The following is a 19838-nucleotide window of genomic DNA, read 5'->3' as shown; positions in this document are numbered from 1 at the left end:
ATAAAAAAAGCACGGCGTAACATCGGCTCCAGACAAACAAACAACTTTCTGGAGCACACGATCATGAAACGCCAAACCCTTCTCGGCATCGCTTTCTCGGTTTTCGCAGTTAACGCTTTTGCAGCTACCCCTGCTCACACCCTAGTCGCTGAAGGCGGCTCGGACAAGTTGATCGAAAGCCGTTTGGCTGAGGGTGGTTCGGATCGTCTGATCGAACGCCGCGTGGCCGAAGGTGGTTCGGATCGTCTGATCGAACGCCGCGTGGCCGAGGGTGGCGCGGATCGTCTGATCGAACGCCGCGTGGCCGAAGGTGGTTCGGATCGTCTGATCGAACGCCGCGTGGCCGAGGGTGGTTCGGATCGTCTGATCGAACGCCGTGTGGCCGAAGGTGGCGCGGATCGTCTGATCGAACGCCGCGTTGCCGAAGGTGGTTCGGATCGTCTGATCGAACGCCGCGTTGCCGAAGGTGGTTCGGATCGTCTGATCGAACGCCGCGTTGCCGAAGGTGGTTCGGATCGTCTGATCGAGCGCCGCGTGGCATGAATCAAGTGCAGTACCGCAATCCCCATGAAAAAGCCCGGCCTGATCAGCCGGGCTTTTTGCATTCAGCCGACGCTTATTGCGCGGTTTTCAGCTTGACCACGTCGCCGGAGATGGTGGTGGTGTAGCCGGTCAGGACCCAGGCCCAGAACCAGTTTTCCTGCACTTGGGTGTTGATCAATGCATCGCCACCCTTGGCTTTGATCGCCGCGTCTTGCGCGCGTACAAATCGGCTGTTCTGGCGGATCGGAATGATACCGAACAGCAGCAGGCCGGTGGCCGAGGCTTCGCTGTGGCCAACCACGGTGTACTGGTTGCTGTCGTAATGTGCGGATTTCATCGGGGCGCCGGTGCAACCTGCCAGAACCACACCGAACAGTGCGGCGGCGACTACTTTGCTGAGGTATTTCACAGTAAAACTCCATGGGGGAACGCCCGGGATCCATCTCTCGGGCGGCGCGCATTCTAACCAAAATGATGGCTCATTAGCATCAATGTTGTTCTTGTTTACATGAACTTGTTCGCTGGCCGGCCATCGGCGATGTCGCATACCATGGCGCCACTTTAACAAGACAGACACCCCCCCATGTTCAAAGCCAGTCTGCGTAGCCATCTCACCCTGTGGTTCGGCGGTTTGTCCCTGCTTACGCTATTGAGTGTGGGCTTTTATGTCGGTCACATCGCCACCGAGCAAATGAAGCAGGCCAGCGGCAATGCCTTGCTGAACACGGCGCGCTCGGCGGCGACGTTGTTGGGTGAGCAACTGCGCGAGCGGCAACTGGAGGTTTACCTGCTCAGTCGCGCTCCGCATCTGGAACGTGGTGATCTGGATAACCCCGCCATTCTCAAATCGATGCAACTGCGCACCCAGGCACGCGCCGAATACGCGTGGATGGGCGTCACCGATGCCGAAGGCAACGTCCGCCAGGCCGTCAACGATTTGCTGGTCGGCCAGTCAGTTCAAAAACGCCCGTGGTTCCAGACCGGCTTGCGCCGCCAGTACACCGGCGATCCCCACGAAGCGGTGTTGCTGGCGAAATTGTTGCCGGGCCTGCCCAATGGCGAGCCACTGCGCTTCATCGATTTCGCCGCACCGATCCATAACGCCGAAGGTCTGGTGATTGGCGTGCTGGGCGCACACGCGCACTGGAGCTGGGTGACCCGCATCGTCGAGTCGGCGACGTTTTCCCACAAGAACTCGGCACCGGATATCCAGGCGCTGATCGTCGACCACGATGGCAAGGTGCTCTACCCCGAAGCGCTGATGGGCCAACAGCTGGCGACCAACGACCCGGTATTGTCGGGCTGGACGGCGGCCAACGGTTACCTGACCAGCATGGTCACCGTGCCGACCCCATCGGGCACGGCGCTGTCGTGGTCGATCGCCATCCGCCAGCCACTGGAAACCGCGCTGCAACCGGCGCGGACGCTGCAATACGAATTGCTGATCCTCGGCGTTTTCGCCGCCATCGTTTTCGGCCTGGTGGCTTATTACCTGGCGCTGTACCTGAGTCGCCCGATCGAACAACTCGCGCACTCGGCCAAACAGGTGCAGAACAACCAGTCCGGCGCGCAATTCCAGCTCCAGCATCCGGTACTGGAAATTGCCCAGCTCGGCCAGTCCATCGACGCGATGACGCAATCACTGCTCGGCAAGGAACGCGAACTGCAGGAAGCCAACGCCTCGCTGGAAGCCACCGTGGCGCAACGCACCGCCGCACTCACCGAAGCCAATGCCGAGCTGCTGAGCCTGGCCACCCACGACGGCCTGACCGGCGTTTACAACCGTCGCCGGTTTGACGAAAAAATTACTGAATACTCACTGCTGTCCCGGCGCACTGGACGCCCGTTTGCCCTGCTGCTGATTGATGCCGATTACTTCAAACGCATCAATGACAGCCACGGCCACGCGGTCGGTGACGAGGTCCTGCAACAACTGGCGACCTTGATCCAGAACAGCGTACGCAGCACCGATTTCGTCGCTCGCTACGGCGGCGAAGAATTCGCCGTACTGCTGCCGGAAGTGGCGCAACCCGACACCCCGGAAGTCGTCGCTGAAAAGATTCGCGCAGCGGTAGCCGACGCGGAGTTTCCCGGCGTCGGCAACGTTACCGTGAGTATTGGCCTCGGCCTGGCAGATCCGGCAGACAACAACCACACGGCCCTGATCAAACGTGCCGATCAGCAGCTGTACCAGGCGAAGGCTGCGGGGCGCAATCAGGTTGCGTTTCATGCCCACTGACACCGGCGTAGACAGGTCGACTTGCCGGCCCCATCGCTGGCAAGCCAGCTCACACAGGGATTGAGTACACCTGCTATTCACCAGCGTTTTTGAGATACCTATCGCGAGCAGGCTCACTCCTACAAGAGCAAGAGCAAGAGCAAGAGATCGCAGCCTTCGGCAGCTCCTACAGTCCCACGTTCACCTATAGGCCGAGTGTCAGCTCGCCTGCTCTTGATCTTGATCCACCGGCGACGTCGGAAGGCTGAGTGGAGGGATTGATCCGGGCGTGGGAGCGCAGCGACCGTCTGGCGAAGCCAGACACAGCGCAAGGAGGTGCAGCGAAGCAAACCGTAGCCGCTGCGCCCGGATCGATCCCGCAGCGAAGGAACCCGAGCCTGCGAGGGCCGAACGTAGGAGCTAGCGTTTTTTGCTTACTTTTTTCGGCGCTTGTAAAAAAGTAAGTCGCCGTAAGGGCGAAACCCTAAGCCGCCATTACCGCAGCAATGGATATGTACCCGGTCAAAACTACCAAAACGCCCTTGAACGGCGCGTTCCCGTAATTATTCAGCACTGAACTTCTGCAGATAAGCCAACAGATTCTCCAGCTTCTCCTCATCACTCAGCCCCCAGAAAATCATCCGTGTCCCCGGCACCACCCCTTTCGGATCCTCGAGATACGCCTTGAGCGTCGCCCGATCCCAGGTAATCCCCGAGTTCTTCATCGCATCGGAATAAACATAATTGGCCGAAGTCCCCGCAGCCCGGCCAATGATGCCGTTCAACTGCGGACCAAACCCCGGACGAGCCGACTCGCCAACCTGATGGCAACCGCCGCACAGACGCGGAAAGATTTTCGCCCCGGCCTCAGGATCGCCTTCAGCCTGAGCGCTGGTGCTGAAGAGCAAAGCGAGAAACAGTGTTGTGGTGAATTTCATTGAACAGTCCAAACTGGCTTTTCATGGCGTGGGCGCAGTTTACAGATAAGCGCCGACAATCGTCCTGACAGTGATCAACGCCTGACGCAACACCTGCATGTCCACCGACCCGAGCGCCAGACGAATCGCATGGGGCGTATTGGCCAACAGCGAAAACGGCTCGGCGGTGGTTACGGAAATCTGCTGCTGCATCAACTCGACCACGATCTGATCGGCACGCACATCTTCGGGCAACGGCAGCCACAGAAAATAAGAGGCCGGATGAGCGATGTAGCGCAGCCCTTTCAGCAACTCGGCCGCCAAGGCCTGTCGGGCCATGGCATCGTGGCGTTTCTGCTGTTCAAGCAGTGTCACTGTACCGTCATCGAGCCAGCCGCAGGCGATGGCGGTCATGACCCCGGGCGTGTTCCACGTCGTTGCGCGCATGATCCGCTCCAGTGCGGGCACTTGAGGCAACGGCGCGGCAACGAAGCCGACCCGCAATCCGGTGGCAATGTTTTTCGACAGCCCCGATACGTAAAACGTCCGTTCCGGTGCCAGTTCAATCAGCGGACATGGCGGGTTCTCGACCAGAAACGCGTAGGCCGCGTCTTCAATGATCGTCAGATCGTGCCGACGCGCAATCGCGATCAATTGCTCGCGCTGTTCCAATGGCATGACCCAGCCCAGCGGATTGTGCAGCGTCGGCATGCAGTACACGGCGCGCACTGCACGCTGGCGACAGAGTCTGTCCAGTGCCGGCAAGTCCGGACCCTGTTGCGTCATCGGAATCGCCAGCACTTCCAGATGCAACGCGTCGACCAGCACCTTGAAACCGGAATAGGTCAACGCATCGGCGGCGATCACATCGCCGGGTTTAAGCAGCGCCATCAGCGTTACCGCCAGGCCCTGCTGAGCGCCGTTGACAATCAGCACCTGCGCAGCTTCGACCGTCACGCCGCGTGCCGACAAATGTTGCGCGACCGCGGCGCGCTCGTGGGCACGCCCGGCGTGGGGCTGATAACGCAGCAGTGCTTCGAGATCACCGGACAACGCCAGTTGACGCAACGCAGTACGCAACAGCTCGGCCTGACCGGGCAACGATGGATAGTTGAAATTCAGGTCGATCATGCCGACCGCCACGTCCTTTTGATCGATGCCCTGCCCCGGCGCCAGCGACGTTTCCCGGACAAAAGTGCCACGCCCGGCTTCGCCGCTGACCAGGCCCATCGCCTCAAGCTCGGCGTAGACCCGTGATGCGGTCACCAGCGCCAGTCCTTCCTGCGCTGCCAGTTGCCGATGCGTTGGCAATCGCGTACCCGGCGCCAATCGTCCGCCACGAATGTCCGCCGCGTAACGGTCTACCAGAGTTTTGTAACGGGAACGAGGCATGTCGGCTGTATCCATGACAATTTTTTGATTGTGCTGATTCTCAGCCCTAGGATCACAGCGACACAAGCCACTTCTTGAGCGCGACTGACATGCACACAACATCGACTGCGGCCAACCCGACGCTGGAAAAAACCAGCGGCTGGATCAACGGTTTTATCGGCGTGCTGATTTTCAGCGGTTCGCTGCCGGCGACACGTCTGGCGGTGCTGGAATTCGATCCCGTATTTCTGACCGTCGTGCGAGCAGCCATTGCGGGAGCGTTGGCGGTGGCGCTTTTGCTGATGTTCAAACAGCGGCGACCGGCGCGTCATCAGTGGCTGTCGCTGTTGATTGTGGCGCTGGGCGTGGTGTTGGGTTTTCCGCTGTTGACTGCGTTGGCATTGCAGCACGTAACGTCGGCGCATTCGATCGTGTTTGTAGGATTGCTACCGCTGGCCACGGCGATGTTTGGAGTCTTGCGTGGGGGTGAGCGGCCACGACCGGTGTTTTGGATCTTCTCGATACTGGGCAGTGCGCTGGTGGTGGGCTTCGCCTTGTCTCAAGGGCTGAGCGCCTCGCCGACCGGGGACTTGCTGATGCTCGCGGCGATCCTGGCCTGCGGCCTTGGTTACGCCGAAGGCGCGAAACTGTCACGCAGCCTCGGCGGCTGGCAGGTGATCTGCTGGGCGCTGCTGTTGTCATTACCGCTGATGGCGCTGCTGAGCCTGTGGCTGGCGCCCGCCTCGTTTGCCAACATCAGCGTGTCGGCGTGGCTGTGCCTGGGATATGTGTCGTTGTTCAGCATGCTGATCGGCTTCGTGTTCTGGTACCGCGGCCTGGCTCAGGGCGGGATCGCCGCGGTCGGGCAGCTGCAGCTGCTGCAACCGTTTTTTGGTCTGGCACTGGCGGCGACATTGCTGCATGAGCAGGTCAGTGTCGGCATGCTCGGCGTCACACTGGGGGTGATTCTTTGCGTGGCCGGAGCGAAGAAATTCGCCAGGTGATGTTCAGTGTCCGGCTTTCCATTGCCGTGGACTGAGCCCGGTCTTGCGCCGAAACGCCCGGGCCAGCGCCGACGGACTTTCGTATCCAACCTCCTCGGCAATCAGTGCAATCGGCCGGCCTTCGCGCAGGCGTTTCTGCGCGAGGCTGACGCGCCAGCTCAACAGGTAATCGGCCGGCGTCTGCCCGACCACGCGGCGAAACTGCTCGGCGAAACCGGCGCGGGACTGGTTCGCTGCAGCGGCGAGGTCGGCAACGCTCCACGGTTTGTGGGGTTGCTCGTGAATCAGGTTCAAGGCGCGGGATAAACGTGCGTCAGCCAGCCCGGCCATCATGCCCGGCTGCTGATCGCGACTGCCAATCAGATGGCGCAGCAGCAAAATCACCAGCAATTCGAACAGGCGATCCATCACCGCCACCCGCCCACAGTGGCCCTCGAAGGCCTCGCTGAACAACCAGTCAAGGGTGCTGCGCAATTCCGGAATATCGGTGAGTTTCAGTACCAGATAGTCGGGTAACGCAGCGGCCAGGGCATTGCCCGAACCGCCGTCGAAGGTCAGCGAGGCGCACACCACTTGGCTGGCCATGGCTTCGTCGGCAGACATCCGGTGAGTGAAGGGCCGGGGAAAGAAAATCAGTGACGGTTCGTCCAGACGGATCTCCCGCTCGTTGCCCGGTTTGAGCAGCAACGCCCCGGCTTGCAGAACATGCACATGGCCGACCGGTTCGCCTTCGTGAATGCTCACGCCACAAAACGCGCCGCTATGGAAGGTGCCGGCGTTCACGCCGAAATGACTGAGTAATGTGGAAAGGCGATCCATGGCTGACTCCCGAAGGCATATCTGGACGATCTGCCGCATATCCTCGACGATTTGCCGCCAAAGCGCCATTGGCAGCCCCTAAGATCTCTCCATCGCCGCTGCACTTCGCTGCGGAATTTCGGAGAATCACCATGAGCCGCATCCCTGCAATCAGCCTCGACACCGCCACCGATGCCACCCGTCCTGCACTGGAAGGCGTGAAGAAAAAAATTGGTTTCCTGCCCAACGTTTTTACCACCCTCGCCCAGGCGCCGGTCGCCCTCGACACTTACCTGCAAGCCTCGGCCATCCTCGGCAAGACCTCGTTGAGCGGCAAAGAGAAAGAAGCCGTTTACCTCGCCACTTCGCAGGTCAACGGTTGCGACTATTGCCTGTCCGCACACACCGTGTTTGCCGGCAAGGCCGGGCTGTCGGCGGAGGACATCATCGCGGCCCGTCAAGGCGAACTGAATTCCTACGCCGCCCTTGCCCGCCAACTGACCGAAACCCGTGGCCACTTGAGCGATGAACAATTGGCCGCTGCCCGCGCTGCCGGTATCGATGACCGCAAGATCATCGAAGTGATTGCCCTGGTGGCCGTGCAGACATTGACCAACTACCTGAACAACACCGCGCTCACCGATATCGACTTCCCGGCAATCGATGCCTGAGCAGTGGTTCAAAAAACCGCGAAATAACCGCTGGCGAAGGGGCACCCACTTTCGCCAGCGCACATTTTTGCTGCCATCATGCATGTCCAGAGATCCTGTTGCGCAAACAAGTGCCTGCTGTGCTGAAACCAAACACCCTGCGCGAAGGTCTTTGTCTCAGACAGACGCCCGGAAAAGCACGAACCCCATGACAGACTGGTTGCAGGACAATGGCGAGATGGCCGGGCAGATCCGCCGTCACGACTGGGCGAATTCGCCCCTCGGCCCGTTGGAAAACTGGCCCGATGTACTCAAGACCACTGTCTCGCTCAGTCTCGCCTCGCATTTCCCTCAGGCGATCGTCTGGGGCCCGCAACTCATCACTCTCTATAACGACGCCTTCGTACCGATTCTCGGCGACAAGCCGCACGCGTTGGGACGCCCTTTCAGCGACATCTGGAAGGAAGCCTGGCACGAGATCAGCCCGATTGCTGAGGCCGCGTACGCCGGCCAGGCCACCTACATCGAAAACTTTGCTCTGCAGATCGAACGCGGCAAAGGCCCGGAGCAGGCGTTCTTCACTTTTTGCTATAGCCCGATTCGTGATTCCCACGGCAATGTCGTCGGCATGATCGACACCGTCACCGAGACCACCCAGACCGTTTATCTCAACCGACGCCTGGCGGTCCTCGATGCCATCGGCGAAGCGGTGACCAATGCCACGGATGCGCAAGCAATCCTGGCGGCAAGCACGCGGCTGATGGTCGAGCAACTGCGTCTGTCCAATTGCGCCTACGCCGACATGGATGCCGACGAAGATGGTTTCACCATTCGCGGCGACTATGCAGCGCCGGGTTCGCCGAGCATCGTCGGCCACTACCGTTTGCGCGATTTCGGCGAGAAAGCAGTACGTCTTCTGCGCGCGGGTCAACCTTTGGTGATCCACGACAACCGCAGCGAATTGCCGCCGGAAGAATCAGCGACCTTTCAGAGCATAGGTATCACCGCCACCATTTGCGTGCCGCTGATCAAGCAAGGTCGTCTTACCGCGTTAATGGCCATTCACGACAAAGTGCCGCGTGTGTGGTCGAGCTTCGAACAGGCGCTGCTCAGCGAAGTCACCGAACGTTGCTGGGCGCACATCGAGCGAGTGCGCGCCGACGCCAACGTGCGCGAGGGCCTGCTTGCATTGGCTGAACTCAATGCCACGCTGGAGCAACGGGTCGAAGAGCGCAGCCTGCGCCTGGCCCAGGCCGAGTCGGCGTTGCGCCAGTCACAAAAGCTCGAAGCCATCGGTCAACTGACTGGCGGCGTTGCTCATGATTTCAACAATCTGCTGACGATCATTCGCTCGTCGGTGGACTTTCTGCGCCAGCCCAACCTCTCCGAAGAACGCCGCCAGCGCTATATGCGTGCGGTGTCCGACACGGTCGAGCGTGCCTCGAAACTGACCAGCCAACTGCTCGCCTTCGCCCGCCGCCAGCCGCTCAATCCGCAAGTGGTCGATGCCGGCGAACGTCTGGCCAATATCGGCGAGATGCTCGAATCGGTCACCGGCGCGCAGATACACGTGTGCGTCGAGCGCCCGGATCACCCCTGCTACATCCGTGTCGACCTCAGTCAGTTTGAAACCGCGTTGATCAACATCGCCCTGAACGCCCGCGACGCCATGGACGGTCAGGGTGAATTGAAGCTACGCCTGGAATGCCACAAACCGCTGCCGGCGATTCGCGGCCACGCCGGTTCCAACGGCCACTTCGTGTCGATTGCCCTGGCCGACACCGGTGCCGGCATCGACGCATACACCCTGGAACATATTTTCGAGCCGTTCTTCACCACCAAAGCGGTCGGCAAGGGCACGGGGCTGGGGCTGTCGCAGGTGTTCGGCTTCGCCAAGCAATCCGGAGGTAACGTCGATGTCTCCAGCGTGCTCGGCCAAGGCACCGAGTTCACCTTGTACCTGCCGGAGGTACCTGCGGACGAGGCTGAGGTGGATGACACGAAGGACGATGGCGAGGTGCATGCGGCGTGCGAAAAACGCCGGGTGCTGGTGGTAGAAGACAATCTCGATGTCGGCCGTTTCGCCAATCAGATCCTCCAGGATCTGGGCTATGAAACGGCGTGGGCGACCAACGCCGAAGAAGCCCTGCAGTTGGCCGGTAGCGATGCCAGCGCGTTCGATGCGGTGTTTTCCGACGTAGTCATGCCGGGCATCACCGGTGTCGCGTTGGCCAAGGAACTGCGCCAGCGCCGTCCCGATCTGCCGGTGATTCTGACCTCCGGCTACAGCGAAGAACTGGCCCGCAGCGGGTACGAAGGTTTTGAATTTCTCGCCAAGCCCTACTCCGCCGAACAGGTCTCGCGGATTCTCGGCAAGACCTGGCTCAAGGACGCAAAACCAGCGGCGTCAGTCGTGATCGACGCCGGCGCGCTTGAGTAATTTCTTGCAGCGTTCCGACAGATGAAACACCTGTAAATGCTTGCCAGCCTTGGCGTAGCGTTCACGCAGGGTTTTCAACGCGGCGATCGCCGAATAATCGACAAAGCTCAGGTGTCGGCAGTCGAGAGTGACTTTGGCCGGGTCGTTGGCCGGATCGAACTGGTTGAGAAACGGCGTGGTCGAGGCGAAGAACAGCGTGCCGTGCAGGCGATAGAGTTTGCTGCCATCGGCCTCCAGATGTTCATCGGCGTACAGTTCGCGCGCCTGCTGCCAGGCAAAGTTGAGCGCGGCGATGATGATCCCGCACAGCACCGCCGTGGCCAGATCGGTGAACACCGTGATGGCGGTCACGGCGATAATCACCAGCACATCGTGCGCCGGCACCTTGTTGATCACGCGCAACGACGCCCAGGCGAAGGTCTGCTGCGACACTACGAACATCACGCCTACCAGCGCGGCCAGCGGAATACGCTCGATCAGCGGCGACAGAAACAAAATGAACAACAGGATCAGCACGCCAGCGACCACGCCTGACAAACGCCCGCGCCCGCCGGAGCTGAGGTTGATCACGGTCTGGCCGATCATTGCGCAACCACCCATGCCGCCGAACGCGCCGGACACCATGTTCGCCGCGCCGAGCGCCACACATTCACGATCCGGGTAGCCACGGGTTTCGGTGATTTCGTCGGTCAGGTTCAGTGTCAGTAAGGTTTCCAGCAGGCCGACCATCGCCATCAGAATCGCGTACGGGGCGATGATGCGCAGGGCTTCCAGGCTCCATGGAATGTCCGGCATGGCGAACGTCGGCAGACCGCCGGCAATGTGCGCCATGTCGCCGAGCGTGCGGGTCGGCAGGCCGAACAGGTAGACCAGCAGGCCGACACCAAGGATTGCCACCAGGGCCGGCGGCACCGCTTTGGTCAGGCGCGGCAGGATGTAAACGATGGCCATGGTCAGCAGTACCAACCCGGTCATCAGGTACAACGGCGTACCGCTGAGCCAGTGCTCGCCGCTCTTGAAATGCTCCAGTTGCGCCAGAGCAATGATGATCGCCAGGCCGTTGACGAAACCGAGCATCACCGGATGCGGCACCATGCGCACCAGTTTGCCCAGGCGCAACAGCCCGAACGCCATCATGATCAGACCGCCGAGCAGCACCGTCGCCAGCAAATACTGCACGCCGTGTTGCACCACCAGCGCGACGATCACCACCGCCATCGAACCCGCCGCACCGGAAACCATGCCTGGCCGGCCGCCGAACAATGCGGTCAGCGTACAAATGATGAACGCGCCGTACAGGCCCATCAGCGGGTTGAGATGCGCCACCAGCGCAAAAGCAATGCATTCGGGCAACAGGGCAAACGAGGTGGTGAGTCCGGCGAGGACATCGGCGCGCAGACGAATCGGTTTCATGGCTTACCTGACTGAGCGGCCGTCGGGCACGGCCGCTGTTTTCGCGAAAAAGAGGGAGGCGAATGTTACGGAATTGTTCGGCCTCGGGCCAGTGAAACGCTGACACCGATTGGCGCGGGGCTTATCCTTGCCGACTTGCCCATTGAATCGAGTTGCAGCATGTCAGCGTTTCTGTCCGCCCGGGATGTGTGTCAGCGTTTGCGCGAAGTGGCGCTGGGCGTGCTTGCGTTCGAAGTCTGCGAGGTAATGTCCGAGTCCGGGCTGATTGCCGTTGATATCGAGGGTTGGCATCTGCTGCTGGACTTCGCCGACGGACATTTGCATCACTGTGAATTCGCTCGCAACTGCGCCGGGGATGAAGCGACGCTGGACACGTGGCAGCGTTATGGCACAGACCCGGTGAGCCTGCTCAGCACGTGGGAACTGGCGCAGATCGAGCGGTTATTGCGTGAGGCGAATCGGCTCGACGTTCAGGGCACCATTTCCAGAATCGGTGAATGATTTTCCTGCATGCGGTCGTACCAGCCCTGCAGCACATCGGGCAGGCGATTCTTCCACTTCGTCACGTTGGTGTAGTACCGCAGATGTTCCTGGCCCTGGTCATCGTAGCTTTTGAAGATCAGCCAGACCTGCGCGTCGGCCGCGCTCATCAGGATGCCGATGCCGCCGAGACCGCGCATCCACATTTCCACGACCTGTGTATCAGGTACATCCTTTGAATCCTCGCCGACCTGCAAGGAACCCGAGGTCTCTACCAGCTTCTGGTAATCATTCTTGAGCAGCGAACGCAGTACCTGGTCTTCTGCGGGTGTTCGAGCCAGACCCAGGCTGAGCAGATCGTAATCCAGGGTCAGCGGTTGTTCGGAGGCCATATAGCGACCGGAGTAATACACGCCCATGCCACCGCCGCAGTCGGAATCCGCACCGGTTTGCGTGACGTTCAGTACGCCATTGATGGGCGTGAAGGTGAGTTTGCAGGCGTCCAGGGCGTAAACGGCTGTTCCATCCTTGAGCGTTGCGACTCCGGTCAGATCACCGGAATTGGCGCCCTCGCCCGCTGAGATATCGATGGCGATGTGCGTAGCATCGCGACGCTGCGTAACGATGGTCGCCGAAGTTGAGGTGCCGGGCGGGATCAATTGCCAAGTGGCGTCCCAACTGAACGGCTTGACCGCATGTTCGAGTTCGGTGAGGCGCATCAGATATTCACGACGCAGACACGCGCTCTGGATACCGCAAGCGTTGCGGTTTTTCAGCCATTGGCGTTGGTCGGTTTTCAGGGCTTTGGGATCGGCAACGTTGCCCAGCGTGGTCCGCCATTGTTCAGCGAGTTTGTCGTCGAGGCTCGAGAGGTACGGGTCGTTGCAAATGGCTGTTTCGGCTTTGCCATCGGCGCTGGTGCAATCGAAACTGCTGGCGTGGGTGCTGCAGGCCAGCGCGAGCGTTGCCAGCGCCAGGGTGTTACGCAGGGAGATAGCGAACATCGAGAGATTCCATTCTTCGGATGGCGGGGAGTATGCCAGTGCTGGCGCCGTAAATCGCCGTTGTAGTAGAACACTCAGTCACCTTGGAGCGAGCCTGCTCGCGAAGGCGGTGTGTCAGCCACAAATAAATTGCCTGACCTGCCGCCTTCGTGAGCAAGCCCACTCCCACAGGATTTCGCGCTACACCCCGATTCCCGGCAACCCACAAATTCACTGTGAGAGCGAGCCTGCTCGCGAAAGCAGTCTGTCACCCACAAATAAATCGCCCGACCTGCCGCCTTCGTGAGCAAGCCCACTCCCACAGGATTTCGCGCTACACCCGCGATTCCCGGCAACCCACAAATTCACTGTGGGAGCGAGCCTGCTCGCGAAGGCGGTGTGTCAGCCACCGATAAAATGCCTGACCTGCCGCCTTCGTGAGCAAGCCCACTCCCACAGGATTTCGCGCTACACCCGCGATCCCCGGCAACTCACAAAACCAATGTGGGAGCGAGCCTGCTCGCGAAGGCGGTGTGTCAGCCACCGATAAAATGCCTGACCTGCCGCCTTCGTGAGCAAGCCCACTCCCACAGGATTTCGCGCTACACCCGCGATCCCCGGCAACCTACAAAACCAATGTGGGAGCGAGCCTGCTCGCGAAAGCGGTGTGTCAGCCACAGATAAATTGCCTGACCTGCCGCCTTCGTGAGCAAGCTCACTCCCACAGGATTTCGCGCTACACCCGCGATCCCCGGCAACCCACAAAACCAATGTGGGAGCGAGCCTGCTCGCGAAGGCGGTCTGTTAGCCACAGATAAGTTGCCTGACCGGCCGCCTTCGTGAGCAAGCCCACTCTCACAGGATTTCGCGCTACACCCCGATCCCCGGCAACCCACAAATTCACTGTGAGAGCGAGCCTGCTCGCGAAAGCAGTCTGTCACCCACAAATAAATCGCCCGACCTGCCGCCTTCGTGAGCAAGCCCACTCCCACAGGATTTCGCGCTACACCCGCGATTCCCGGCAACCCACAAATTCACTGTGGGAGCGAGCCTGCTCGCGAAGGCGGTGTGTCAGCCACCGATAAAATGCCTGACCTGCCGCCTTCGTGAGCAAGCCCACGCCCACAGGATTTCGCGCTACACCCGCGATCCCCGGCAACCCACAAAACCAATGTGGGAGCGAGCCTGCTCGCGAAGGCGGTGTGTCAGCCACCGATAAAATCCCTGACCTGCCGCCTTCGTGAGCAAGCCCACTCCCACAGGATTTCGCGCTACACCCGCGATCCCCGGCAACCCACAAAACCAATGTGGGAGCGAGCCTGCTCGCGAAGGCGGTGTGTCAGCCACAAATAAATCGCCCGACCTGCCGCCTTCGTGAGCAAGCCCACTCCCACAGGATTTCGCGCTACACCCGCGATTCCCGGCAACCCACAAATTCACTGTGGGAGCGAGCCTGCTCGCGAAGGCGGTGTGTCAGCCACCGATAAAATGCCTGACCTGCCGCCTTCGTGAGCAAGCCCACTCCCACAGGATTTCGCGCTACACCCCGATTCCCGGCAACCCACAAATTCACTGTGAGAGCGAGCCTGCTCGCGAAAGCAGTCTGTCACCCACAAATAAATCGCCCGACCTGCCGCCTTCGTGAGCAAGCCCACTCCCACAGGATTTCGCGCTACACCCGCGATCCCCGGCAACCCACAAATCCAATGTGGGAGCGAGCCTGCTCGCGAAGGCGGTGTGTCAGCCACCGATAAATTGCCTGACCTGCCGCCTTCGTGAGCAAGCTCACTCCCACAGGATTTCGCGCTACACCCGCGATCCCCGGCAACCCACAAAACCAATGTGGGAGCGAGCCTGCTCGCGAAGGCGGTGTGTCAGCCACCGATAAAATGCCTGACCTGCCGCCTTCGTGAGCAAGCCCACTCCCACAGGATTTCGCGCTACACCCCGATTCCCGGCAACCCACAAAACCAATGTGGGAGCGAGCCTGCTCGCGAAAGCGGTCTGTTAGCCACAGATAAGTTGCCTGACCGGCCGCCTTCGTGAGCAAGCCCACTCTCACAGGATTTCGCGCTACACCCCCGATCCCCGGCAACCCACAAACGAGCCTGCTCGCGAAAGCGGAATGTCAGCCACAAATAAATCGCCTGACCTGCCGCCTTCGTGAGCAAGCCCACTCCCACAGGATTTCGCGCTACACCCGCCATCCCCCGGCAAGCCACAAATTCACTGTGGGAGCGAGCCTGCTCGCGAAAGCGGTCTGTCAGCCACAAATAAATCGCCCGACCTGCCGCCTTCGTGAGCAAGCCCACTCCCACAGGATTTCGCGCTACACCCGCGATCCCCGGCAACCCACAAAACCAATGTGGGAGCGAGCCTGCTCGCGAAAGCGGTCTGTTAGCCACAGATAAGTTGCCTGACCGGCCGCCTTCGTGAGCAAGCCCACTCCCACAGGATTTCGCGCTACACCCGCGATCCCCGGCAACCCACAAGGTGGGGTGTGTACGGTTAGAAAGTGATGTCGGCGGCCGGTTTGACATCGACTCGCGCTACGGAACCGGTGAGCGCAGCGAAGTCCTTGTTGTGTTGGGCAATGATGTCGTCGGCGCTCATGGTGCCGTTGTCGACTGTTGAATGCGCATCTCTCGCAACAACGACGTCGTAGCCCAGCTCATGCGCACTGCGAACTGTGGCGTTGACGCAGTAATCAGTCTGCAAGCCGCAGATGACCAGTCGCTCAAAATCTTCGCTGGGCAGCAGCTTGCCGAGATCGGTCTGGTAGAAAGAGTCCCCGGTGGTTTTGTCTACGTTCAGGTCTTTTGTCGAAGTCAGCAGATCTTTGGCCAGTTGCCAACCGTCAGCACCGCGCACAAACGGACCGTCCTTTTCTTCGTGTTGAATCAGCACCACCGGAACGCCGGCATCGCGGGCGCGTTGGCTCAGACCATTTATCGTGGCGATCACACGGTCGATTTCAAAACACTGATATTCACCAGCACACAGCGCCTGCTGGACATCGATGATCAGTAATGCGGTGGTCATGTCGAGCCTTCCTTGATCAATCCTTGAGAATGGGGCGGACCTGAGCCCGCCCCTTTTTACTCCGCTCAGTAACCCAATGACAAGCCGGTATTACGCCGTGGATCGTTGGCGCCGTAGAAGCGATTCTTGCCAACCGGTTTGCCTCCCAGCGACGGCGCTCCCACCAGAATTGCAGCAATGTGGTTGGGGTCTTGCGGGCCGGCAAACTTGTGGCCCCAGCTTTCCAGGATCTTTTTCGTATCCGGGCTGGCGGCGAAGTCTTCGAGGTTGGTTTCTTCCGGCATCCATTGCTGGTGGAAGCGCGGCGCGTCGACCGCTTCCTGCAGGCCCATGCCGTAGTCAATGACGTTGAGCATGGTCAGCAAGGTTGCGGTGATGATCCGGCTGCCACCCGGCGTGCCCACCACCATCACCACCTTGCCGTCCTTGGTGACGATGGTCGGACTCATCGACGACAGCGGCGCCTTGCCCGGTGCGATAGCGTTGGCCTCGCCTTGAACGAGCCCATACATGTTCGGCACGCCGACCTTGGAGGTGAAGTCGTCCATTTCGTCGTTGAGGATCACCCCGGTCTTGCTCGCCATGACGCCCGCGCCGAACCAGTCATTGAGGGTGTAAGTCACCGAAACGGCATTGCCCCACTTGTCGACGATCGAATAGTGCGTGGTGTTGCTGCCTTCATGAGGCGCGACGCCGGGCTTGAGTTCAGCCGAGATGCCGGCCTTTTGCGGCTGGATGGCGTTGCGCAGTTTGGTCGCGTAGTTCTTGTCCAGCAGATGCTCGATCGGGTTTTTCACGAAATCCGGATCGCCCAGATAGCTGTTGCGATCGACGTAGGCATGGCGCATGGCTTCGATCTGGTAATGCACGCCCTGAGCCGAATGGAAGCCCAGGTCCTTCATCGGATAGCCTTCGAGAATATTCATGATCTGGCAGATCACCACCCCGCCGGAGCTTGGCGGCGGCGCCGAGACCACGTGATAGCCGCGATAATCGCATTCCACCGGGGCCAGTTCGCGGGTTTTGTATTTGTCGAGGTCAGCCTGGGTGATGATGCCTTTGTTGGCCTGACTGGAGGTGACGATGGCATCGGCGACCCAGCCTTTGTAGAAGCCGTCGGCGCCCTTGTCGGAAATCGTTCGCAGGGTTTTCGCCAGATCCTTCTGCACCAGTTTCTGCCCCACCTGCATCGGCTCGCCGTTGCTGAGGAAGATCGAGCCGGAATCGCGCATGTCCTTCTTGAACACGTCGGTGGCGTACTCCAGCAGTTCGACATCGCCCTGCTGCAGCTCGAAACCGTCTTCGGCCAGTTTGATCGCCGGGGCAATCATGTCCTTGCGCTGCTTGGTGCCGTATTTGCTCAGGGCCAGCTCCATGCCAGACACGGTGCCCGGCACGCCGACCGCCAGGTGACCGCGCGTGCTCAGGTCCGGAACGACATTACCGTCCTTGTCCAGATACATGTTCGCCGTCGCTGCCAGCGGGGCTTTCTCACGGAAATCGAGAAAGGTCTTGCGCCCGTCTGCCAGTTGGATGGTCATGAACCCGCCGCCGCCAAGGTTGCCCGCAGCCGGATAAACCACCGCCAGTGCATAGCCCACGGCCACCGCCGCATCCACGGCATTGCCGCCGTTTTTCAAAACGTCGACACCCACGTGGGTCGCCAGATGTTGCGCGGTGACCACCATGCCGTTTTCCGCCGCAACCGGCGCCACGGATGCCGCGTGAGCCATGAGACAGCTGAGCGCCAGGGAGGTCGCAATGAGCGATCTGGCCAAAGGTTCGTACTTCATGAGTCGATCTCTTTTTTGTTGTTGAGGACTGCGCCAAACGCAGGGCAACGCTTCAGGAGCAACAAGCAGTATGGTCGGCTTTGCGTATTGCGCCTCCCCGTTCAGCCAGTATGCTGGGCCGCATTAATACCCAGCTCTGGAGTCGCCATCATGTCTTGCACGTACATCACCCTGCCCTCGCCGGTCGGTGAGTTGAAGCTGGTCGCGAACGGCAGCCGACTCGCGGCCATCCTCTGGGAAAACGACAAACCGAACCGGGTGAGGCTGGGACCGATGAGCGAAGCCCCGGACAATCCGGTCCTCATGAAGACCGCGCGGCAACTCGATGAGTATTTCGCCGGCACGCGGAATCGCTTCGACCTGGAACTGGAGTTTGTCGGCAGCGAATTCCAGAAAAAAGTCTGGGCCGCCCTCCTGACCATTCCGTTTGGCGAGACACGCACCTACAGCCAGATAGCGCTGCAAATCGGCCATCCGACGGCGGTCCGAGCGGTCGGCGCCGCCAACGGGCGCAATCCGATTTCCATTGTTGCGCCGTGTCATCGAGTGATCGGTGCTTCGGGAAAGCTGACGGGTTTCGCCGGTGGGCTGGAGGCTAAAGAGCGGTTACTGATGCTCGAAGGTGGCCAATGGTCAACGTTCGGGAAAACAGGCGAGCTGTTCTGACTCAAGCAACGAAGAGGTTATTCATCGCTGCGTACTGCAACAACATGATGGTCTTCGCATCGCAGATCTCGCCGCGCTGAAACGCCGCCAGCGCCTCATCGAATCCCCACTCGAGCACTTCCAGTTCTTCGGTTTCCTCTTCCAGGCCGCCACCCTCGCTGACCTTGGAGGCGGCATCGTATTCAGCGACAAAAAAGTGCAGCTTCTCGGTCACTGAACCGGGGCTCATGTACGCCTCGAATACCTTCTTCACGTCATGCACGCGGTAACCGGTTTCCTCCTCGGCTTCGTCACGAATGCGCTGCTCAGGCGCGGCACCTTCCAGCAACCCCGCAGCCACCTCGATCAGCAATCCATCGTGACCATTGACGAAGACTGGCAAGCGGAACTGTCGGGTCAGCACTACCGTGCGCTTTTCGCGGTTGAACAGCAGAATCGCCGCGCCATTACCGCGGTCGTAGACCTCGCGGGTCTGACGTTGCCATTCGCCATTGTTGCGGTGGTAATCGAAGGTGATTTTCTTCAGCAGATACCAGTCGTGGGACAACACCTGAGTGTCGACGATGTTGACCCGTTCGGCTGTGTTGGACATCGCGTCTGATCCTGTCTTCATGAATGGACGGCCATGGTCGGACAATTGCGCTGACAAAAAAAGCCCGGCAGCGCTACCGGGCTCGTTCAGCCGCCGCTGTTACTGGAAGTCGACGTCGAAGGCCTGATAGAACGCGTTGCCGGTGTTGGCAACGATCCACATCAGCACAATGACGTGGTGGCCCATCTTGTTCGCCGGCAGTTGCACTTGGTGATCGACCTTCGCCTTCAATTCACCGGCATGGCTGTAATACGGCACCTGCGGGTAGAAATCCTCGAAGAACGGCTGGGTTTCCAGTTGTGCACGAGTGATGCGTTGCTGAGGATCCCAGCTGTCATTGGTGATCAGCCAGCGATAACCCCGAGTGGTGTGCGGCGCTGTGTAGGCCCAAGTGACTTTGAGCATCTGCCCCGGATCGACATTAAGCAGCGGCCAACTGAACGAACGACCGAGCTTCTTGCTCATCTCGTCGCTGGTGTAATTGACGCAATCGCGGGCATCGGTCTTGCCGCCGCTGAGAATGTAACCGTCGGCCGGCGGCGCGACGCTGGCGGAGTCTGTCTCGAAAGGTGACGGAAACGGTCCGGCTTCCATGGCCGGAAAGTTCTTGCCACCTTCCATTTCATTGACTTGCCAGGCGCCGAGCAAGCCGAGGTCGATGGCGACCGCGCCGCGACTCGCTGGCGAGATGACGCGACCGTGTTTCAGTTGGGTTTGTGCAGTTGCCTGATTCATGTTTTTCACTCCGTTGATTTGAGAACTCTCCTTCCCGAGGAGAGGCCTTCAAGCTAACGGAGGTGGATTTTTTGTCCATCGGCGCTTTTGTCGCAGCGCTACCGGAAGGAAGAATGAAATCCTGCAAACACTGGATGGATGAACAGTGCTCGACGAAACTTCGTACTCAACGCATAGCTGAACACCTACACGT

General features: G+C 60.1%; 17 protein-coding genes. 7 read left to right on the top strand and 10 right to left on the bottom strand.

Annotated elements, in window-relative coordinates:
* Positions 1-63 precede the first annotated feature (63 nt).
* Positions 64-543 (top strand): phage infection protein, encoded by a 480-nt coding sequence (locus ACZ0AZ_RS19935; RefSeq protein WP_463537970.1) that lies wholly within the window; start codon positions 64-66, stop codon positions 541-543.
* A 73-nt stretch (positions 544-616) separates the two neighbouring features.
* On the opposite strand, the gene ACZ0AZ_RS19930 is transcribed toward ACZ0AZ_RS19935, so the two are convergent.
* Entirely contained in the window at positions 617-952 is a 336-nt protein-coding gene (locus ACZ0AZ_RS19930; protein WP_039762268.1) for a hypothetical protein, read from the bottom strand.
* A gap of 174 nt (positions 953-1126) precedes the next feature.
* Here ACZ0AZ_RS19930 and ACZ0AZ_RS19925 point away from each other — a divergent pair, with 174 nt between their 5' ends.
* Entirely contained in the window at positions 1127-2782 is a 1656-nt protein-coding gene (locus ACZ0AZ_RS19925; protein ID WP_039762269.1) for a sensor domain-containing diguanylate cyclase, read from the top strand.
* A 542-nt stretch (positions 2783-3324) separates the two neighbouring features.
* Here ACZ0AZ_RS19925 and ACZ0AZ_RS19920 read toward each other — a convergent pair.
* A complete protein-coding gene (locus tag ACZ0AZ_RS19920; protein ID WP_415762919.1) occupies positions 3325-3699 on the bottom strand; it encodes a c-type cytochrome in 375 nt (124 codons plus the stop codon).
* Between the two features lie 39 nt (positions 3700-3738).
* Positions 3739-5070 (bottom strand): aminotransferase-like domain-containing protein, encoded by a 1332-nt coding sequence (locus ACZ0AZ_RS19915; protein WP_463537969.1) that lies wholly within the window; start codon positions 5068-5070, stop codon positions 3739-3741.
* Between the two features lie 89 nt (positions 5071-5159).
* Here ACZ0AZ_RS19915 and ACZ0AZ_RS19910 point away from each other — a divergent pair, with 89 nt between their 5' ends.
* On the top strand, positions 5160-6053 hold the full coding sequence (locus tag ACZ0AZ_RS19910; RefSeq protein WP_415762921.1) for a DMT family transporter: 894 nt from the start codon (positions 5160-5162) through the stop codon (positions 6051-6053).
* A gap of 3 nt (positions 6054-6056) precedes the next feature.
* Here the strand turns inward: ACZ0AZ_RS19910 and ACZ0AZ_RS19905 are convergent, their stop codons facing one another.
* Complete coding sequence (locus ACZ0AZ_RS19905) at positions 6057-6872, bottom strand: AraC family transcriptional regulator (RefSeq protein ID WP_039762273.1); 816 nt, start codon at positions 6870-6872, stop codon at positions 6057-6059.
* A gap of 131 nt (positions 6873-7003) precedes the next feature.
* Between ACZ0AZ_RS19905 and ACZ0AZ_RS19900 the strand changes: the two genes are divergently transcribed.
* Together ACZ0AZ_RS19900 and ACZ0AZ_RS19895 are read left to right on the top strand one after the other, a co-directional pair.
* Entirely contained in the window at positions 7004-7522 is a 519-nt protein-coding gene (locus tag ACZ0AZ_RS19900; protein WP_130000214.1) for a carboxymuconolactone decarboxylase family protein, read from the top strand.
* A 187-nt stretch (positions 7523-7709) separates the two neighbouring features.
* Complete coding sequence (locus ACZ0AZ_RS19895; RefSeq protein ID WP_463537968.1) at positions 7710-9941, top strand: response regulator; 2232 nt, start codon at positions 7710-7712, stop codon at positions 9939-9941.
* On the opposite strand, the gene ACZ0AZ_RS19890 is transcribed toward ACZ0AZ_RS19895, so the two are convergent.
* Positions 9909-11354 (bottom strand): SulP family inorganic anion transporter, encoded by a 1446-nt coding sequence (locus tag ACZ0AZ_RS19890; protein WP_463537967.1) that lies wholly within the window; start codon positions 11352-11354, stop codon positions 9909-9911. The genes ACZ0AZ_RS19895 and ACZ0AZ_RS19890 overlap by 33 nt on opposite strands.
* A 159-nt stretch (positions 11355-11513) precedes the next feature.
* Here ACZ0AZ_RS19890 and ACZ0AZ_RS19885 point away from each other — a divergent pair, with 159 nt between their 5' ends.
* Complete coding sequence (locus ACZ0AZ_RS19885) at positions 11514-11855, top strand: DUF7693 family protein (protein ID WP_463537966.1); 342 nt, start codon at positions 11514-11516, stop codon at positions 11853-11855.
* Here ACZ0AZ_RS19885 and ACZ0AZ_RS19880 read toward each other — a convergent pair.
* From ACZ0AZ_RS19880 to ggt, 3 genes are all read right to left on the bottom strand, one after another.
* A complete protein-coding gene (locus ACZ0AZ_RS19880) occupies positions 11825-12838 on the bottom strand; it encodes a lysozyme inhibitor LprI family protein (RefSeq protein WP_463537965.1) in 1014 nt (337 codons plus the stop codon). The two genes, ACZ0AZ_RS19885 and ACZ0AZ_RS19880, sit on opposite strands and share 31 nt — an antisense overlap.
* Positions 12839-15325: 2487 nt before the next feature.
* The gene (locus ACZ0AZ_RS19875; protein ID WP_130000164.1) at positions 15326-15859 is read right to left on the bottom strand and encodes a cysteine hydrolase family protein; all 534 of its coding nucleotides are present in this window, start codon (positions 15857-15859) and stop codon (positions 15326-15328) included.
* Positions 15860-15924: 65 nt separating this feature from the next.
* A complete protein-coding gene (gene ggt / locus ACZ0AZ_RS19870) occupies positions 15925-17652 on the bottom strand; it encodes a gamma-glutamyltransferase (protein ID WP_039762391.1) in 1728 nt (575 codons plus the stop codon).
* A 150-nt stretch (positions 17653-17802) separates the two neighbouring features.
* Between ggt and ACZ0AZ_RS19865 the strand changes: the two genes are divergently transcribed.
* On the top strand, positions 17803-18318 hold the full coding sequence (locus ACZ0AZ_RS19865; protein ID WP_039762390.1) for a methylated-DNA--[protein]-cysteine S-methyltransferase: 516 nt from the start codon (positions 17803-17805) through the stop codon (positions 18316-18318).
* Between the two features lies 1 nt (position 18319).
* Here ACZ0AZ_RS19865 and ACZ0AZ_RS19860 read toward each other — a convergent pair whose 3' ends face one another.
* Positions 18320-18910 (bottom strand): NUDIX domain-containing protein, encoded by a 591-nt coding sequence (locus ACZ0AZ_RS19860; RefSeq protein WP_039762389.1) that lies wholly within the window; start codon positions 18908-18910, stop codon positions 18320-18322.
* A gap of 99 nt (positions 18911-19009) precedes the next feature.
* Positions 19010-19645 carry a lytic polysaccharide monooxygenase auxiliary activity family 9 protein gene (locus tag ACZ0AZ_RS19855; RefSeq protein ID WP_463537964.1) on the bottom strand — a complete coding sequence of 212 codons (636 nt, stop codon included), beginning with the start codon at positions 19643-19645 and terminating at the stop codon, positions 19010-19012.
* Between the last annotated feature and the right edge of the window lie 193 nt (positions 19646-19838).

It is taken from the genome of Pseudomonas sp. AC239 (assembly GCF_979258545.1).
Note: the sequence above shows the minus strand (reverse complement) of the source record. Positions and strands in the feature narration are given on the sequence as shown.

Coding starts and splice junctions, on each gene's coding strand:
- ACZ0AZ_RS19935 (WP_463537970.1), top strand. CDS start 64: ATGAAACGCCAAACCCTTCTCGGCATCGCTTTCTCGGTTTTCGCAGTT.
- ACZ0AZ_RS19925 (WP_039762269.1), top strand. CDS start 1,127: ATGTTCAAAGCCAGTCTGCGTAGCCATCTCACCCTGTGGTTCGGCGGT.
- ACZ0AZ_RS19920 (WP_415762919.1), bottom strand. CDS start 3,699: ATGAAATTCACCACAACACTGTTTCTCGCTTTGCTCTTCAGCACCAGC.
- ACZ0AZ_RS19915 (WP_463537969.1), bottom strand. CDS start 5,070: ATGCCTCGTTCCCGTTACAAAACTCTGGTAGACCGTTACGCGGCGGAC.
- ACZ0AZ_RS19910 (WP_415762921.1), top strand. CDS start 5,160: ATGCACACAACATCGACTGCGGCCAACCCGACGCTGGAAAAAACCAGC.
- ACZ0AZ_RS19905 (WP_039762273.1), bottom strand. CDS start 6,872: ATGGATCGCCTTTCCACATTACTCAGTCATTTCGGCGTGAACGCCGGC.
- ACZ0AZ_RS19900 (WP_130000214.1), top strand. CDS start 7,004: ATGAGCCGCATCCCTGCAATCAGCCTCGACACCGCCACCGATGCCACC.
- ACZ0AZ_RS19895 (WP_463537968.1), top strand. CDS start 7,710: ATGACAGACTGGTTGCAGGACAATGGCGAGATGGCCGGGCAGATCCGC.
- ACZ0AZ_RS19890 (WP_463537967.1), bottom strand. CDS start 11,354: ATGAAACCGATTCGTCTGCGCGCCGATGTCCTCGCCGGACTCACCACC.
- ACZ0AZ_RS19885 (WP_463537966.1), top strand. CDS start 11,514: ATGTCAGCGTTTCTGTCCGCCCGGGATGTGTGTCAGCGTTTGCGCGAA.
- ACZ0AZ_RS19880 (WP_463537965.1), bottom strand. CDS start 12,838: ATGTTCGCTATCTCCCTGCGTAACACCCTGGCGCTGGCAACGCTCGCG.
- ACZ0AZ_RS19875 (WP_130000164.1), bottom strand. CDS start 15,859: ATGACCACCGCATTACTGATCATCGATGTCCAGCAGGCGCTGTGTGCT.
- ggt (WP_039762391.1), bottom strand. CDS start 17,652: ATGAAGTACGAACCTTTGGCCAGATCGCTCATTGCGACCTCCCTGGCG.
- ACZ0AZ_RS19865 (WP_039762390.1), top strand. CDS start 17,803: ATGTCTTGCACGTACATCACCCTGCCCTCGCCGGTCGGTGAGTTGAAG.
- ACZ0AZ_RS19860 (WP_039762389.1), bottom strand. CDS start 18,910: ATGTCCAACACAGCCGAACGGGTCAACATCGTCGACACTCAGGTGTTG.
- ACZ0AZ_RS19855 (WP_463537964.1), bottom strand. CDS start 19,645: ATGAATCAGGCAACTGCACAAACCCAACTGAAACACGGTCGCGTCATC.